Source organism: Paenibacillus sp. J22R232, assembly GCF_056269165.1.
Genome location: NZ_JBWDNK010000028.1, coordinates 1 through 14,878 on the forward strand (window position 1 = coordinate 1; position 14,878 = coordinate 14,878).

Annotated in this window: 11 protein-coding genes; 2 read left to right on the plus strand and 9 right to left on the minus strand. The window is 48.5% G+C overall.

The genetic code is table 11. From position 1 onward, the window contains the following. Window positions 1–379: 379 nt before the first annotated feature. Complete coding sequence (locus tag AC0YN3_RS32325; protein ID WP_475778936.1) at window positions 380–1,285, minus strand: ArsR/SmtB family transcription factor; 906 nt, start codon at window positions 1,283–1,285, stop codon at window positions 380–382. Window positions 1,286–1,470: 185 nt separating this feature from the next. On the opposite strand from AC0YN3_RS32325, the gene AC0YN3_RS32330 reads away from it, so the two are divergent. Both AC0YN3_RS32330 and AC0YN3_RS32335 read left to right on the plus strand, forming a co-directional pair. Then, window positions 1,471–2,637 (plus strand): iron-containing alcohol dehydrogenase, encoded by a 1,167-nt coding sequence (locus AC0YN3_RS32330; RefSeq protein WP_475778937.1) that lies wholly within the window; start codon window positions 1,471–1,473, stop codon window positions 2,635–2,637. A gap of 16 nt (window positions 2,638–2,653) precedes the next feature. Then, entirely contained in the window at window positions 2,654–3,481 is an 828-nt protein-coding gene (locus AC0YN3_RS32335; RefSeq protein WP_475778938.1) for an aldo/keto reductase, read from the plus strand. Window positions 3,482–3,713: 232 nt separating this feature from the next. Here AC0YN3_RS32335 and AC0YN3_RS32340 read toward each other — a convergent pair whose 3' ends face one another. The 8 genes from AC0YN3_RS32340 to AC0YN3_RS32375 all read right to left on the minus strand — a co-directional run bounded on the left by AC0YN3_RS32340 (window position 3,714) and on the right by AC0YN3_RS32375 (window position 14,748). Continuing rightward, window positions 3,714–4,874: a sn-glycerol-1-phosphate dehydrogenase gene (locus tag AC0YN3_RS32340; RefSeq protein WP_475778939.1), complete on the minus strand. Its 1,161-nt coding sequence runs from the start codon at window positions 4,872–4,874 to the stop codon at window positions 3,714–3,716. A 105-nt stretch (window positions 4,875–4,979) separates the two neighbouring features. Then, window positions 4,980–6,863: a substrate-binding domain-containing protein gene (locus AC0YN3_RS32345; RefSeq protein ID WP_475778940.1), complete on the minus strand. Its 1,884-nt coding sequence runs from the start codon at window positions 6,861–6,863 to the stop codon at window positions 4,980–4,982. Continuing rightward, window positions 6,860–8,065: a response regulator gene (locus tag AC0YN3_RS32350; RefSeq protein ID WP_475778941.1), complete on the minus strand. Its 1,206-nt coding sequence runs from the start codon at window positions 8,063–8,065 to the stop codon at window positions 6,860–6,862. The genes AC0YN3_RS32345 and AC0YN3_RS32350 overlap by 4 nt, the downstream gene beginning before the upstream one ends. 40 nt (window positions 8,066–8,105) lie before the next feature. Further along, window positions 8,106–9,881: a cache domain-containing sensor histidine kinase gene (locus AC0YN3_RS32355; protein WP_475778942.1), complete on the minus strand. Its 1,776-nt coding sequence runs from the start codon at window positions 9,879–9,881 to the stop codon at window positions 8,106–8,108. 127 nt (window positions 9,882–10,008) lie between these two features. Next, entirely contained in the window at window positions 10,009–11,058 is a 1,050-nt protein-coding gene (locus AC0YN3_RS32360; RefSeq protein WP_475778943.1) for an ABC transporter substrate-binding protein, read from the minus strand. Window positions 11,059–11,196: 138 nt separating this feature from the next. Beyond that, on the minus strand, window positions 11,197–12,237 hold the full coding sequence (gene yjfF / locus AC0YN3_RS32365; RefSeq protein ID WP_475778944.1) for a galactofuranose ABC transporter, permease protein YjfF: 1,041 nt from the start codon (window positions 12,235–12,237) through the stop codon (window positions 11,197–11,199). Continuing rightward, window positions 12,234–13,244, minus strand: coding sequence for an ABC transporter permease (locus AC0YN3_RS32370; RefSeq protein WP_475778945.1), 1,011 nt, complete (start codon window positions 13,242–13,244; stop codon window positions 12,234–12,236). Before AC0YN3_RS32370 ends, yjfF begins: the two co-directional genes overlap by 4 nt. Further along, on the minus strand, window positions 13,216–14,748 hold the full coding sequence (locus AC0YN3_RS32375) for a sugar ABC transporter ATP-binding protein (protein WP_475778946.1): 1,533 nt from the start codon (window positions 14,746–14,748) through the stop codon (window positions 13,216–13,218). Before AC0YN3_RS32375 ends, AC0YN3_RS32370 begins: the two co-directional genes overlap by 29 nt. Between the last annotated feature and the right edge of the window lie 130 nt (window positions 14,749–14,878).

Consider the following 14,878-nt stretch of genomic DNA (forward strand, 5'->3'; position numbering starts at 1 on the left):
ATGGCTAATTTCTCTTCCCCGCAGTACTCATTTATTTGAGACATGAAAAAACTCCCCTTGATAAACAGGTTTTTATTATTTCACCTGTCTACCTAAAGGGGAGCATATCAACTTGTAGGTTGACTTTTCCTTATGCTCTATAGCTTTCGTAATCTCTATTGCTTACGTAACCTCTAATTTCTTACTAATGCCTATCGCTTATGTAAGCTCTAATTTCTTACTAATGCCTATCGCTTACGTAATCTCTAATTTCTTACTAATGCCCTATCGCTTACGTTATCTCTAATTTCTTATTAATGTTCTATTGCTTGCAAATCGCTAAAGCTTGCCTAACGAACGAGCACGAACTGCCCGGTCTAAAGGAGCGCCTCATCTCCGTTCACTGGCAGCGAAGAATGACCTCGATATCCTGGTTGTAATTGCCGAAGCCCTTGCCGAACAAGGTGACGCCGCCGCAGTTTTTGGCAGTCGCGCTGCAAGAAATGCGGAATAAAATTTGTTTGTCGTAAGCCAGCATTAGCTGGTCGATTGTCACATTCGATACCTGAATGCCATCTATGAACGAACCGAGCCGATTAACGCGAATCGTCTTAATTAACCCGTGCTGGATGTTTTTGTGCCACCACTCCGGCGTATATAAGCCCCTCGTGCTGCCAAAATCACCGGGATAGGTCCATACCCCGACGTTTACTCCGTTAATCGTAAATGCGATATCCGATGGCAAATGATTGACGCTGCATGGCGTCTCCGAGCATATTTCCATCGATATTTCCAAAGATTCCGGCGTTTCGTTATTCACCATGTAATTCGGAATCCGATATTCCACGAACCCTGAGCCAAACCATAGCACCTTCGCCTGCACATGCTCCGGATCGGCAAAATACCGCGGATCGTCGCACATCCCGATCATTTGCATGTCGGAAGCCAGCCCGCAGGTTGGTTTGATTTGATAAGAAGAATAATGGCCTACGGGCAGCGAGACCTCATAACGCTTCGCTTCATCAATAGCGGGCGAGCTCTTGAAAAGCAGCATCGTTTGGGTGAGCTGGAGATGGCATATTTTTTGCATGCCGCGCTTGCCAGGTACGCTTTCGCAACGAACGATGCCTGCTTCCTCCAGCATATGTATATGCCTCGTTACAATGGGAGACTTTATGTCTAGCGCTTCGGACAGGCTTTTTATATTCATCGGCTGGACACCGAGCATTTCGATCATTTTGACCCTCGTTAATGATGAAAGGCACTCCAGAAATTTGATATTGCGGCTGCTTACCTCAACTTGCATGCTTGTACCCCTTTGCTTCTGTCTAATTGCCAACCATTATATAACTAAAAAGTTATCCTTTCAATGCTTAGTTTCCGATAAACTTGACAATAGAAACGGATTTCACTAAAATAAACGGCGTATACATAACCAAAAGGATATTTAGTTACCTATTTAGTTACCCAAACAAACATAGGAGGTACGGCATGAACTCATTTCAATTTGTTAACCCGACTCATATTGTTTTCGGAGAAGGCACTGCCAATCAAGTAGGCCAACTAACTGCGAAGCATGGCAAAACGGTGCTGCTTGTATATGGATCGGGAAGCGTGAAAAAAACAGGCTTGTACGATAATACGGTCAGTCTGCTGCAAGATGCGGGCGTAACCGTGCATGAGCTTCCAAATATTGAACCGAACCCTCGCCTAAGCACGGTAAACAAGGGAATTGCAATTTGCCGCGAACAATCCGTTGATTTCATTCTAGCAGTAGGCGGAGGAAGCGTAATCGACGCCGCCAAAGCGATTGCCGCGGGCGTCCCTTACGAAGGAGACGTGTGGGACTTCTTTACGGGTAAGGCCGTAATCGAAAAAGCTCTTCCGATCGGTACGATTCTCACGCTAGCCGCAACGGGTTCGGAAATGAACGGTTCCTCCGTCGTAACCAACTGGGAAGAGAATTTGAAGCGTGCTTTCGGCAGTTCGCACACTTATCCTAAATTTTCGATTCTTGACCCAACGCTTACCTACACGGTTCCGCGCAACCACACCGTTAACGGCGCCGTTGATATCATGTCGCATGTATTCGAGCAATATTTCAGCTTAACGGAAAATACGCCGCTGCAGGAGCGCTTCTGCGAATCCATCCTGCAGACGGTTATCGAGAATGTAGAGCTCGCTCTGGAGAACCCTGAGCATGCTGCGGCTCGCGCCAACCTGATGTGGAGCGGCACGATGGCATTGAACGGCGGAATGATCAGCGTAGGGATGGCGAATGACTGGGCATCCCACGGCATCGAGCATGAAGTAAGTGCGATATATGATATTCCGCACGGTGCAGGACTGGCTGTTATTTTCCCGAACTGGATGAAATACGTTCATGAAGAACGGATCGATCGCTTTGTGCAATACGCGACACGGGTATGGGGAGTGGATCCCGCAGGCAAATCGGATCAAGAGATTGCGCTGGAAGGCATTCAAGCAACGCGCGACTTCTTCACGCGAATCGGAGCAGAATCGCGTCTAGCCGACTTCGAGATCGGTAGCGAAAAGCTCGACCGTATGGCTGAGGAAGCCGTTCGTTACGGTGCAATCGGGTCATTCAAGCGCCTAGAAAAACAAGACGTCAAAGCAATTTTAGAATTGTCACTATAAAGGAGGCTGCTTCAGCATGTCGCAAGCACGAACCGAATCAACGATACTTAGCAACGGCGTAAAAATGCCATGGCTTGGACTAGGTGTTTGGAAGGTAAAGGATGACGGAGAAGCAGAACGCTCGGTTGCCTCGGCGATCGAAGCCGGCTACAGAAGCATTGATACGGCTGCGGCCTACAACAATGAATCAGGCGTAGGCGCCGGCATCCGAAACAGCGGAATTGCTAGAGATGATATTTTTGTTACGACAAAAATATGGAACGCTCATCAAGGCTACGAGTCCACGCTGACCGCTTTCGAGGACAGCAGACGCAAGCTCGGCCTCGACGTCGTGGACTTGCTCCTCATTCACTGGCCTGTCAAGGACAAGTACACGGAAACCTGGCGCGCGCTTGAGAAGCTGTACAGAGACGGCTTTGTCCGCGCAATTGGCGTGAGCAACTTCCAAATTCATCATTTGCGGGACGTTATCACTGCAGGCGAATTCGTGCCGATGGTTAACCAGGTCGAGTACCACCCGCTTCTCACGCAAACGGAGCTTCACGACTTTGCAAAAAGCAGCAATATCCAGCTCATGGCCTGGAGCCCGCTCATGCAAGGAAATCTAGATCAAAGCGTTCTCGCTGAGATTGGCGCCAAATATGACAAATCCCCCGCACAAGTTGTGCTTAGGTGGGATCTTCAGAACGAGGTCGTTACGATCCCGAAATCGGTCAATCCCGTACGCCAGCAAGAAAATGCGGATATTTTCGACTTTGCATTAACCGACGAAGAAGTTGCCCTAATTAGCGGGCTTAACCGCAATCAGCGCTTTGGGCCCGATCCGGATAACTTTAACTTCTAATTGTGCGGTTCCTCGGTTCGGAAACAAAATATACGGGGGCTGCCCCATGAATGCGATTTATATGTAGACCGTGCCACAATGCACGAAAAAACCTTCAGCACCACTATAAGCGTGGAGCTGAAGGTTTTTTGCAATCCTATTGACGTAAAGAGGTCTTTGCATTCCTATTGACGTAACGAGCGGAAGCTGAAATGTCCAAAACCAACCTTCAAGAAAGCCTCTTATGCTGCGCCTAAACGCCGTTTAACACGCGGAGCAGCGTATACCGGTTCGGTCGAACCTGATCGGCTTCCTGCAGGCTACGCATGAGAAGCTCGGAGTCAATGCCAAGCTCTTCCGTCGTTGCCGGTCCGCCTACCTGCGTAAGCCATGCCCTAATTTGCGTCTCATCCGGCAGGCCGGCGATCGCTTCGCGCACTTGCTCGGGTTGAGCCGTAAAGGCAAGTCCGCCTTCCTCTGCCGCAAGACGGTGATACAGCTTCGAAATCTCCGCACAGGCGACGCCAACCTTAGCCCCATGGAGAAGCTGTCTTTTGCCTAAGCGAATATATTCCATCTCCCAATAGTGCGACAAATGATGCTCGGCGCCGGAAGCGGAATGCGATTGACCGAATAGCAGCATCGCAAGTCCCGATTCGATCAATGCCTCTAATAATATGCGAATGCCTGCTTGATTCCGGCTGGCGATTTGCTCCACATGCATAGTGCAATTTTGAAGCGCAATACGCGTAATTTCGGCTACCACCTCGGAATAAGGCTCGCCGCCCTCCGATGCGCCAAAGCGCCAATCAAACAATGACGTATATTTGCCCAGCATGTCCCCAAAGCCAGCAGCTACCATTGCAGATGGCGCTTTCGACAAAATGTCCAAATCCGCAAATATGGCGTCCGGTCCGATCGCCGCAATCGTCTTCTTCTCGCCGCGGATAATAATGGGAGCACCCTTGGAGTTAAAACCGTCGACCGAAGGCGCGGTTGGTACAGATAAGAAAGGAATGCCTGCCGTATACGCCGCATAGCGGGAAATATCATGCAGCGTCCCCGAGCCGGCTGCAATGACAACCTGTGCTTTCTTGAGCTGGATATCGAGCAAAAGCTGTACGATCGAAGCTTCGTCGGCGATGACATCACCCTGCGGGGTCGGCTTGACGATCGTGACCTGCTCGGACATGCCCAGCGCCGCAATCGCCTCCTCCAATGTCCTGCCAGCAACCTCGTATGTGATGGCGTCTGCTGCTATGATAACCCTTGCATAGTTTTTCTCCTTCAAATAAGGAGCAACCTCATTGATCGCTCCTGCTTCAATCAATAGCGGTTCTATCTCAATGGATCTCAGCGTATCTGCATCAAATCCTGCAGCAATCCGTTTGATTCTCTGGATCAAGGATGACATTTATATCGCCTCTTCTCATTTGGATAACATTTCTTTATTGTCCCTCTGTGAAGAGCAGCTTGTCAACCCGCCTATGGCTAAAGCAGCCTATAGCAACCATACTCATTAATATTCCCGTCTTGACAACGCGCGCTTCGCCGTATCCTGGGTGAATACCCCTTCCGAGGTAATGATTTTCATCGGGAGCTCTTTTCCGGCCATATAATCTTTCACGGCTTTCATCAGTTGCGGTCCAAGCAGCGGATTGCACTCGACGACAAAGTTTAATTTGCCGGTACCCAGCGCTTTCAAAGCAGCCCTGGTCGCGTCTACCGAAATGATTTTGATATCTTTGCCCGGCTTCAGTCCGTATTGCTCAATCGCCTGAATCGCTCCAAGAGCCATATCATCATTATGGGAGTATACGACATCGATGTCTTCGCCGCGTTGAGCAAGCGCTTCAAGCATAAGCTGCTTTCCGTTCTCCAACGTAAAGTCGCCCTGCAAAGATTGCACGATCCGGTAGCCCGGCTCATCTTGAATAATCTCTTCAAATCCAACCTTCCGTCCCACGGCGGGATCGGAATCCTTTGTGCCTTGAAGCTCCACGATATTCACCTGATCGGAGCTTCCTTCCATTTCTTGCGTGAGCCATCGGGCCGCCCGCCTGCCTTCCTCTACGAAATCCGAGCCGATGTAGGCGGTCCACAAAGAGTCATCGTTTACTTTCACTTCGCGGTCTGAGAGAATAACAGGTATCCCCGCTTGTTTTGCCTCCCGCAGCACCGCGTCCCAGCCTGTCTTCACCAAAGGTGAAAACACGATAAAATCCACTTTCATCGCGATGAATTTCCTAATCGATTCGATTTGCTTATCCTGCTGCTGGAGCGCATTGTCGTAAAGCAGCTCGATTCCTTCCTCTTTGGCTGCATGAATAACGGAATTGGTATGCGCCAGCCTCCAGCCGCTCTCCAAACCAACCTGCGCGAATCCAATCTTTATAGGCGCGGCTTCGGTTATTTGCCTAACCGGCTTATTCAGTGCGGGCAATTCCCGCTCAGCGAATACATGTACGTTGTCCTTCGTGATCGGATGGCTCCTCAGAATAATTTTCTTGGGAATTCCCTTTTCTTTATTGAGAATGTCGAATGCATATCGAATGGCCTCGCCGCCGCCAGTCGGACTGGTAAAGGTACCGGTGAGCGTGCCGTCCTTAACGAGATTCAAACCGCCGTTTTCACCCTTAACGCCGTCTACGCCAATAATTTTGACATCTGTTATCCCTTTTTTCTTCAATGCAATAGATGCACCTAATGCCATCGCGTCATTATGGGCAAAGATGAGGTCGATGTCCGTGTCCTTCTCCAGCGTTTTCAAAAGCAAATCTTCTGATTTATCGCGCTGCCAATCCGCATACAGCGATTCCGCAATTACGATATCTTTGCGGTCAGTTAGCGCTTCGCGGAAGCCTTCGCTTCGCTCATCAACCGTCGGCGAGCCCTTGAGCCCCAGAATCTCGACGATCCGGTTATCCCCTGCTTCAAGCAGTTGCTTCGCATATCCCGCCGCCTTGCTGCCGATGAGACGGTTATCTGTCCCAATATACAACGTATAATCATAACCCGTTACGCCTCGGCCCAGCACGATAACCGGAATTTTTTCATAGATTTCGGTTATCGTAGGCGTCAGCAGAATCGGATCATCGAGCGAAATAATGAGCAAATCAATGCCGTACCCCATCAGCTTATGTAAATCTTCTTCCTGCTGCTTGCTATCATTGCCTCCGTCGGTAAAAATAACGCGCAGATCCGGATATGCGCCTGCATCGCGCTTGATCTCGTCATTCAGCACCACGCGCCACGGCTCGTTTAAATTGGGCTGCGAGACCCCGATGAGGTATTTGACTCCTTCGTCTTGTATGGTTGCTGTCTGATTGCTGCAGGAATACAAGCTTAACAGAGCCATAAACGCGATGAAAAAAAATAAAATCTTGTACCTTGCTTCCTTCATGTCCAGCTTCCTTTGCGATAGGAGTTGGGAGAAACGCCTGTTTTTTTCTTGAAAGCGTTGCTGAAGTAATGCTGGCTGTTATAACCGACCTTTTCGGCAATTTCATAAACCTTATAGCTAGTATCGTTCATAAGCAGAACCGCATGCTTGATTCGTACGTCCGTCAAATAATCAATGAACGAAGCACCGATCTCCTTCTTCAACAGCTTGCTTAGATAGGTTGGACTTACCCTCACCTGATCCGCAACCTCCTGCAGGGAAAGGTTCGGCATCGCATAGGCCTGCTCGACGAACTTCTTCGCAAGCAGAACGACGGGCGACAAGCTGCCCTTTGCATTAATGCCTTTCACAAGCTCGTTATAGACACGGTCAGCGTGAAGGAAGCCGTCACTTAGCACCTTGTCCGAATAAATAACCATACGCGCCAATATTTCTTCGAATTTCGTCTGAATGGCCATGCATTGCGCGATCCATTCGCTCTCATCCGCTATCGGCGAGAAGATGACCATATATCCCCGTTCGTCCTCCAATACGACATGCTCGCCGCTGGCCGCCAGTATATCCTCTATAATGTTTCGGGAGGCAAATTCGAGTAAATCCTTGCCCCATTCCTTCTTCACTGCACCGACGTTCGTGCTTTGTACAACCTTGAAAACAGCGAGCCGGGTCGACGCGTTGATGGGAAGCTTCAAGTATTCAATATTTTCCTCAACCTCGCCCGGCTCCCATAATCCGCTCATCCACCTGCGCAAAAAGTTATCCCTTATCAGCATGGAATTATTCTGAAGCTGCTTGCTCGTAAACGCTTGGTATTCCTCTTTTATTTTGTTTTTCTCCAGTTCAATAACCGCGCGTTCAATCAGTTCCTTCAGCTGAGATTTGACTACAGGCTTTAGAATATAATCAAAAACGCTCAGCTTCACTGCTTTCTGCGCATATGTAAATTCATCATAGCCGGTGATCACGACGACCAGGCACTTATGCTCAAGCTGCAGCTGCTCGACAAAAGCCAGTCCATCCAGAAACGGCATGTTAATATCGACAAATATGAGATCCGGCTTCGTGGACCTTGCAACCTCAAGCGCCTCGATCCCGTCCTCTGCTTCTCCAACCACCTCAATGCCCATCTCTTCCCAGGGCAGCACCTGCATCAGACCTCTTCTTATTCTTGGCTCATCATCCGCGATGACTAACTTCCACATGCCGTTCTCCTCCTTCTATGAGTAAGAAGCCCTTCCCGCCTCAATCATTGTTTAACGGCAAATATACATTGACCCTCGTCCCTTTGCCATATTCGCTTTGCACCTCAATGCCGTAGGAAGCGCCGTACGTCAAACGAATGCGCTCATTGACATTGAACAGCCCAAAGCCGTTCTTATGCTCCGGATTGCCCGAATCCTTCAAGCCCTGTTCAAGAAGCTCCAACTGCTCCTGCTTGATGCCTTGCCCGCTATCAATAACGGACAATACGAGATGCTGGTCAATAATCGCCGTTTCAATGCGAATATGCCCTTTGCCCTTTTTCATTTTGATGCCATGGTAGATTGCATTCTCGACGAGCGGCTGAAGGATCAGCTTCAATAAGCGATTGTATTTCAAATGCTCGGGTATTTCTTGAATCTCGTAGCTGATCTTACTCTCGTAGCGCATCATTTGAATAATCAGATAGCTGTTCACATGCTTGATTTCATCCTCGAGAAATATCATTTCGTTGCCCTTGCTAAGGCCGATTCGAAACAGATTAGTGAGCGCGATAATAATTTCAACGATATCGTCCGCCCCTCTGTCCTGTGCCATCCACTGGATCGTGTCGAGCGTATTGTAAAGAAAATGCGGCTTGATCTGCTCTTGCAGAACCTTGAGCTCCGCTTCCCGTTTCTCTTTCTGCTCGGTATAGACCATATGGATTAATTGCTCAATTTCCTGGACCATCTTATTGAAGCTGTCGCCCAGCTGGCCGATTTCATCCTTTGATCCGCCCTTGAACCTTAGATGGAGCTCACCCTCCTCCACGCGCTGCATGATGCGCCTAAGCTTGCGGACCGGCTTGATGATCGAATTTGTGAAAAACCAAGAGACGATAATAGCCAGGATAATCGTAAGCAGCACGACGATAACGGTATAGAGCTGCCATTTGATCACGACCGACTTTGACTCATCCAGCGGAAACACGCTGACGATTTTCCAATTCGTTCGCTCGAACCGATCCTGCATAATCTGAAAGGTTCGATTGTTTATTTTCTTTTCCATGCGGGTGTAACCGCTTTCCAACCAGTCGTTGTCGATTCTGTAAACGATCAAATTGACCGGGGAATACACGATTCCTCCATGTGAATCGGTGATATAAACAAATCCGCTTTTTCCTAAAGAAACCGACTCGATCGTCGTTTGGAAAATAGTGAGCTCCATATCCAGCAAAATGACGCCCAAAACCTCATTCGTGCGCGGATCCTTAATCGCCTTTACGAAAGACAGCACTTGATCGGCACTGTAATTGTATTCCGATTTAATATTTCTGCCAATTGGCTTGCTGATCAGCAACAGCTCGTCGGGGTTGCTTATCGCTTCCTTATACCAGCTCTCTGAGGTTAACGGATCACGGATGACTCTCTCCAGCCTGTTGCTTACATATTGATCATTTCTATTAACGATGAGAAGGCCCGCAATTTCCGAATGCCTGCTCTCGTACATCGCAATCACTTTTTCAATGTCTGCCTTGCGCGCACCTGTACCGTCAAGATCGGTATCCAACCCTTCATTGAAAAAAGCCATCACGTTATTGTCATTTGCAACATAAGCCAAAATATTTTCCATTTCGTCGAAATAATACACGATGTTTTTCTTAACCTGCTTCATCATTTGAATCGTATGCTCATTCGTCGTATCTTCAATGGAGCGCTTATAAACACCGGTGCCTACTGCGCTTAACGTAACGATCGACAATAATATAATAATGACGAAATAAATGAGAAGCTTGAACCTAATACTTCGATTTTGAAATCGTTGGATAATCTCCAAGCGGTTGATTCCTGCAAACACATTCTCACCTATTTCTTTTTAATCTCAGTATATCTCGACTTTTCGGGGTGGGAAACAACAAATTGCAAAGGGGCTTTAGCCCCTTTGCAATGTATGGCATTCGAGTTTAGTAGAGACGGTTCGGCAATGCATCGATTGCTTTTTGACCGAAGTATACGTCCTCGTCCGATTTAATCCATTTTTCCAACGTTTTGCCTTCTTTGAAATCAAGGATTGCTTGTTTCAGCTGTGGCCCCAGCAATGGGTTGCACTCAACAGTAACATTCAGCTTACCGTCGCGAATGGCTTCAAAAGCTGGTTTGATGCCGTCTACCGATACGACGAAAATGTCAGTTCCCGGCTTTAAGCCGTATTCTTCAATCGCTTGAATGGCACCAAGCGCCATGTCATCGTTATGTGCGTAAACCGCTTGAATATTTTTGCCGTCAGATTTCAGGAAAGCTTCCATAACCTCTTTGCCCTTTGCACGCGTAAAGTCACCGGTCTGAGATTTGATGATTTTGTAGTTAGGGTTGCCGTCAACGATTTCTTGGAAGCCCTTTTGGCGATCATTGGCAGCGCTCGCGCCAACCGTTCCCTGAAGCTCAACGATGTTTACTTTCTTGTCTTGCCCAAGCAGCTCCATCATCGTTTTAGCCGCGTTTTGACCTTCAAGCACGAAATCGGAGCCGATGAATGAAGTGTACAGCGACTCATCGCTCACTTTTACGGTACGGTCAAGCAGAAATACAGGGATGTTAGCCGCTTTCGCTTCTTCTAGCACGGTTTCCCAGCCGGATTCAACGACTGGCGCAAGAGCGATCGCATCTACTTTTTGAGAGATGAACGTACGAATGGCTTTGATTTGGTTCTCTTGCTTTTGCTGGGCATCGGAGAACTTCAGCTCGAACTGCGCGTCGCTGCCGAATGTGTCCTTGATGGATTGCGTTTCAGCATCCCGCCAGCCGCTCTCCGCACCGATTTGCGAGAAGCCTAGCACGATCTTTTTGTCTGATCCTTTGTCGTCTGCTGCCGGAGCTGTAGTCTCCGTTCCCGCATTGGTTGGGGCATTTCCTCCGTTATTGTTGTTAGCTGCATTGCCGCCGCAGGCAGATAGAAGAAGACCTACCGCTAACACCGTTGTCATTACGAAAGAGCTCTTTTTAAACTTAAACATTTTTCTGTTCCTCCCTTTATATGCTGCGTGTTGATCACATTATTAATATAATTCGTTTCAAGTTTATTGTATTTACATAAAAACGTTATATTTTGCTAAATTCGGCACTATTTAGATTCTATTATTCTATTATTTACGTTATATAGAAGCTGGCGTTCGTCTATCCCCGCCGCTAGTAGCCGGCTTCTCCGCAGCATGGCTAATGACGCGCCGTCTTTGGCGGCGGATAACGATCACTCTCTGCAAGAGAATGAAGAGGAACAACAGGAATCCGACAGCGATCTTTGTCCACCATGAGCTAAGCGTACCCTGGTACATGACGATCGTTTGAATAATGCCCGAGCAAATGACGCCTAGCAATGGACCAACCAAGTAACCGAAGCCTCCGGTCAACAGAATGCCTCCGATTACGCAAGCCGCAATCGCATCCATCTCCATCCCCATTAGGTGGAGGTTATAGCCAGACAACATATAGAAGGTAAACACAATGCCGCCAAGCGCGGAGCAGAAACCGCTAATCGTATACACCAATACCGTAATGCGAGGAACCGGGAGGCCCATCAGCACCGCTGAACGCTCGCTGCCCCCAATGGCGAATACGGATCTGCCAAACTCCGTATATTTGGCAACATAGACGGCGACCGCGACGACAGCCAAAGCAATCACGACGCTTACCGAGATGAAATTGGATCCAACCAGGTTGATTTTGAATTTTGAAATGGCCGTATACGTTGCATTCTCGATGACGATGCTTTGCGTCGTTATGAAATAACTCGCTCCTCTGGCAAGAAACATGCCTGCGAGGGTAACAATCCAAGGATGCAGGTTGAAGCGTTGAATCAGATAGCCTTGCGCCGCTCCGAACACGATGCCGATGATTAAGCAAATGGCCATTACAACGTAGGCGTTCATGCCCTCCTGCAGCAGTGCGGCAGAAACGACGCTGATGAAAGCAACGACGGATGCAACCGACAAATCGATGCCGCCCGTAATAATAACGAAAGCAAGCCCCGTCGCTACGATAATCAAGTAGGCGTTATCGATGAAAAGATTGAAAAACACTTGCCAGGTGAAAAATCCGGTATAGAGGACAGAACCCGCGCCGTATAGCAAAACAATGAGCAGCAGGGTCGAGAAGATTATTATATTGTTCTGATTAATTCGAAGATTCAGCTTCATCCAATCACCACCTGTTTATTCTTCTGTTGAAACATTCGCCTGAAGCGGTCCGATTGCATTAAGCTGACAACGATAACAACGATCGCCTTCACGACCATAATGCGCTCAGGCGGCACTCCCATCGAATAGATCGTCGTCGTAAGCGATTGAATGAACAAAGCACCGATGACCGTTCCAGCAAGAAAGAAACGACCGCCTCGCATGGAAGTCCCGCCGATCACGACCGCCAAGATCGCATCCAGCTCGATCCACAAGCCAGCATTGTTCGCATCCGCGCTGCTGATGTTCGAGCTCACAAGCAGTCCTGCAATTGCGGCGCACAGACCGCAAACGATATAAACGAATAAATAAATTTTCCGTGGTTCAAGGCCTGCATACTCGCTTGATATTTTATTGGAGCCCGTTGCCTCCAGGAAAAGCCCAAGAGCCGTCCGTTTTTTCAAATAAAGCACAAACAGGAAAACGAATGCAGCGATAAAGATGGAGAAGGGCAGTCCCAGGAAAAAACCTTTGCCGATAAAGCCAAAAGCCGCATCGTCGGTAGTAAGAACCTTTCCTTCGGTAATTAATTGCGCGATTCCCCGGCCAACCGTCATTAAGATAAGCGTTCCAACCATTGGCTGTATGCCCAGATAAGCGATTAGCACGCCATTCCATAGGCCGCACAATACCCCGACGACCATCGCGGCGACAATGGCCATCCAAAGCGGCACCACGCCCAGCAACGAAATGGCAACCGCTCCGGAGATGGCCAGCACGGAACCGACAGAGATATCAATGCCTTCCTTGGCAATAACAAGCGTCATTCCGATCGCAATAACCATGATCGGAGCAGCACGATTCAAAATATCGATCAAGCTGCCGAAGAGATGGCCGTTTTTAATTTCGATATTAAAAAAACCGGGAACAAAAAATAAATTAAACAATAGGATAGCGGCTAAAGCGGTAATTGGCCAAATGATTTTGGTGTGCATGACGTTAGCTGCCAGTTTGCGAATATTGCTCATGAGAACCGCCTCCTTCTGCAATCATCTTCATAATATTAGTTTCAGTCATATGGTCGCCGCTGATTTCTCCTACTTGCATCCGGTCGCGCAGCACCACGATTCGGTCAGCGCACTCAATCATTTCTTGAAGCTCCGAGGAAATAATGAGTATCGAAAGCCCCGACTTCGCCAAGTCCAGAATCAGTTTCCGAATTTCGCCTTTGGAGCCGACGTCGATCCCCCTAGTCGGTTCGTCCAGAATGAGCAGGCTAGGATCCGTAGCGAGCCACCGCGCCAATATTACCTTTTGCTGATTGCCCCCGCTCAAATTATCGATTCGCTGTTCCATGCTAGGCGTCTTGATTCGAAGCAGGTCTATGAATTTCCCAGCAATTTCCTGCTGCTTCTTCAAGGGAATATAATTGAATATGCCTTTCTTCGCCTGAAGCGCGAGCACGATATTTTCACGGATCGTAAGCTCCCCGACTATGCCTGCTACTTTCCGATCCTCCGGGCAGAAGCCAACTCCTTTACGGATCGCTTTCTTCGGATTCATCGATTGGAACGTCTCTGAGCCAAGCGTCAGAATGCCGCTGTCAGATTGGTCGATCCCAAAGATAAGGTTCGCGAACTCCGAGCGCCCTGAGCCGAGCAGGCCAGCTAGACCGACAACCTCACCCTTCTTAACGGACAGGCTGACCGGCTTCACTGAGCCCACTCTCGTCAAAGCTTGGGTAGACATCATAACTTCAGACGTATAGCTCTTTTCCTTTTTGCGATGCTCGTCCTCTTCTCTCCATTCACGGCCGATCATGTTCGAGACCAGGCTGCTTTTGGACAGCTTGCTTGTCTCGTATTCACCGACTAAAGCACCGTTGCGCAGAATCGTAATCCGATCGGTAATGTCATAGACCTGATCAAGGAAGTGGGTGACAAACACGATGCCCATGCCCTCGTCGCGAAGCTTGCGCATCACGTCGAACAATTGCTGTACCTCTTGATTGTCCAAGCTTGAGGTCGGTTCATCCAGAATAAGAACTCCGCTGGACATATCAACCGCTCTTGCGATTGCGACCATCTGTTGAATGGCGACTGAGAAGTCAGACAGCGGCTGTTTGACATCCAGATTTAAGTTCAGGCGTTTCAACAAGCGTTCGCTGTCCTCGTTCATCCGTTTCCAGTCTATCGAGCCTCTGCGCTTGGGAACTCGGCCAATATACAAATTTTCTGCCACGGACAAGTTCGGGCATAAATTGATTTCCTGATACACCGTACTGATCCCAAGCGTCTGCGCCTCCTGCGGCGATCTTGCCGTTATGGGCCTGCCATTTAGTTGCACTTCGCCTTTATCCATTGCGTGCACGCCAGTCAGCACTTTTATCAAGGTTGATTTCCCCGCGCCGTTTTCGCCCATCAATGCATGAACCTCACCTTTACGTAGGGTGAAGCTTACGCCGCTAAGCGCTTTAACGCCAGGAAAAGTTTTGCTCACATTATCCATCTTCAGTAGCACGATTCCGCTCATTAGGCCACTCCTTCCTCTATGAACACTCTATTTTTATGATCAATTATCATTTTACGGATTCGGGCTGTCGTTGTATTTACACGCAAAAGCTATTTTATACATTATTCGGTCCTTTTCCGCCATCCGCACT

Excerpts from the sequence above, each read along its gene's own strand:
- AC0YN3_RS32325 (WP_475778936.1), bottom strand. The coding sequence starts at position 1,285 with ATGCAAGTTGAGGTAAGCAGCCGCAATATCAAATTTCTGGAGTGCCTT.
- AC0YN3_RS32330 (WP_475778937.1), top strand. The coding sequence starts at position 1,471 with ATGAACTCATTTCAATTTGTTAACCCGACTCATATTGTTTTCGGAGAA.
- AC0YN3_RS32335 (WP_475778938.1), top strand. The coding sequence starts at position 2,654 with ATGTCGCAAGCACGAACCGAATCAACGATACTTAGCAACGGCGTAAAA.
- AC0YN3_RS32340 (WP_475778939.1), bottom strand. The coding sequence starts at position 4,874 with ATGTCATCCTTGATCCAGAGAATCAAACGGATTGCTGCAGGATTTGAT.
- AC0YN3_RS32345 (WP_475778940.1), bottom strand. The coding sequence starts at position 6,863 with ATGAAGGAAGCAAGGTACAAGATTTTATTTTTTTTCATCGCGTTTATG.
- AC0YN3_RS32350 (WP_475778941.1), bottom strand. The coding sequence starts at position 8,065 with ATGTGGAAGTTAGTCATCGCGGATGATGAGCCAAGAATAAGAAGAGGT.
- AC0YN3_RS32360 (WP_475778943.1), bottom strand. The coding sequence starts at position 11,058 with ATGTTTAAGTTTAAAAAGAGCTCTTTCGTAATGACAACGGTGTTAGCG.
- yjfF (WP_475778944.1), bottom strand. The coding sequence starts at position 12,237 with ATGAAGCTGAATCTTCGAATTAATCAGAACAATATAATAATCTTCTCG.
- AC0YN3_RS32370 (WP_475778945.1), bottom strand. The coding sequence starts at position 13,244 with ATGAGCAATATTCGCAAACTGGCAGCTAACGTCATGCACACCAAAATC.
- AC0YN3_RS32375 (WP_475778946.1), bottom strand. The coding sequence starts at position 14,748 with ATGAGCGGAATCGTGCTACTGAAGATGGATAATGTGAGCAAAACTTTT.